The sequence below is a fragment of the Thermobacillus sp. genome (assembly GCF_003390775.1).
Lineage (GTDB): Bacteria > Bacillota > Bacilli > Paenibacillales > Paenibacillaceae > Thermobacillus > Thermobacillus xylanilyticus.
Window position 1 is genome coordinate 1 of sequence record NZ_QEWA01000002.1, and the last position, 2,009, is coordinate 2,009.

A 2,009-nucleotide genomic window follows, 5' to 3' on the forward strand; every position below is an offset into this window, starting at 1 on the left:
TGGACAATCTGACATTCGGACTGACGGACAAACTGACCGACCGCATCGAACGATACGTCCGCGGCGACCGCGAACGCACGCCGCAGGAAGAACAGGCGGCGCAACTGTTCGGCATGGTCGGATACCTAGGCGCTGGCGCCGGGGCATACCGGGCAGCAAGAGGGCTGACGGGACAGGTCACGAAGCAGCTCCCGAAACTGGCCGACGACGCCGCGGCGAAGGTGCTCGCCCGGACGAACGCTTCGCCGACGGCCGCCGCGACCGCCCGAATGGCTGCGCAGACCGCCGGGCGAGCGGCAGGACATGCGCTTACCGGGGCGACGGCGGGGGCGATCTTCCAAGCGCCGTTTGAGGCCACGGAAGCCGCATTCGGGAAGAACGACCAAACGCTCGGCCAGCGGCTCGGCGACATCGCCGAAAGTGCGGCGCTCGGGGCTATTCTCGATCCGGTTGCGGAAGCGTATGTCGGGGCCGTCGGCAACATGCTGCGGCGCACGCCGAATACTACGCAACAGGCGCAGACTGCATTACCGACGGCACAAGCGACAGAAACCGCAGCACAATCAGCCGCTCGTGCGTTCGAACCGACGCGCGCCCGTGTCGTAAAACGGCCGTCGCTGGATCAAGTGCTTACCGAAATCAAGCCGATCGTGCAGGAGCGCATGACGCCGCCGCTGGAAAACCCGCGGGAGTTGGCGCGGTGGATTCAGCAGAACAGCGGCATCCCCGATCTCTCGCTGAACGAGATCCGGAAGTTGCCCTATGAGGGCATGCGGCAATTGGCCGAAGACATCCGCCGGAACATGAACATCTACGACACGTCCATCGCCGTCGCTCGGGAACGTGGGTATGACCTCGAAAAACTACTGGCGGGCCCGCGGCGGGTGTCGCCGGAGGCGCTGCAGCGGGGCCGCGAAACACTTCGCATGCGTGAGATTGCCGGTGTTCCGCTGGTTCGCTCGCAGGACCCGACATGGGCGGAACGTGCTTCTCGGATGTCTCGGGCGGAACAACTCGCCCAGCGGGCAGAGGCGCAACCAGCGCAGGCATCTCAGCCTGCACAACCCACGCTGGCCGCACGCACGCGGCAGCTCGAAGAACCGCAACCGGCGCGCGCCGTGGATGACGACATTCCATTCGCCGACGAGATTGAACCGCCGCAGCCGGACGAGATCGCGCCGCGTGTCCGGGATCGGGTGAGTGCCTATGCAGACAGGCTGATCGAAAGCGCCCGTGCCGAGCTGGCCGCCAGCCGGAACCGCCTCAGCTCGAACCCGGTCGACATCTACGCCCAATATGCGAAGATTGGCGCCGGCTATATGCTCAAGGGCGCGGTGCGGCTGGCAGACTTCACCGAGGCAATGGTCCGGGACTTCGGCGAGCAGATACGGCCGCATGTCCGAGAAATCTACCGGCGGGCGAAGGATCAATACAAACTCATCCAGAAACAAATCGAGTCGGAAGAACTCGGCCTGACCGGTTTCGAAGGGCAAGAGCTGAAAGACCTTACACCTCTGAACCTGAACACCGCGGACGTGTATCGCAACTTCAAAACGGTGTTCGGCCCGCACTATGAGAGTGTGAAACGCGCCGTCCTCGACCCGTTCGATGAGGCGAAGGGCGCGTACGCGGCCGAGCAAAAGCGGCTGACGGATGCGCTCTATAACGACATTGTGAAGGGCCTCGGCATCAAGAAGGGATCGAAGGAATCCGCGCTGGTGCAGCAGTTCGGCGAGGGTCGGATCACGCTGGAGGAACTGCAGCGGGTCGCGCCGGACAAGTGGCAGAACATCGTGCAGGCGAACGAATGGTTCCGCCGGCAATACGACGACCTAATCCGCCGAGTGAACGAGGTTCTGGCGAGAATATACCCGAATCGACAGGAGAAGTTGGTTCCGTACCGGAAGGACTACTATCGCCACTTCCAGGAGCTGCGGGGCTGGTCTGGACTCAAGAACCTGTTCGACACCACGGCAACGCAGATTTCCCCGTCTCTCAGCGGCATCTCG

Annotated in this window: 1 protein-coding gene; it reads left to right on the forward strand. The window is 63.4% G+C overall.

Annotation, left to right across the window (positions count from 1 at the left end; genetic code table 11):
• Positions 1–2,009, forward strand: a 2,009-nt coding sequence (locus C6W55_RS00010; RefSeq protein WP_286890608.1) for a hypothetical protein, incomplete at both ends; no start/stop codon positions are given.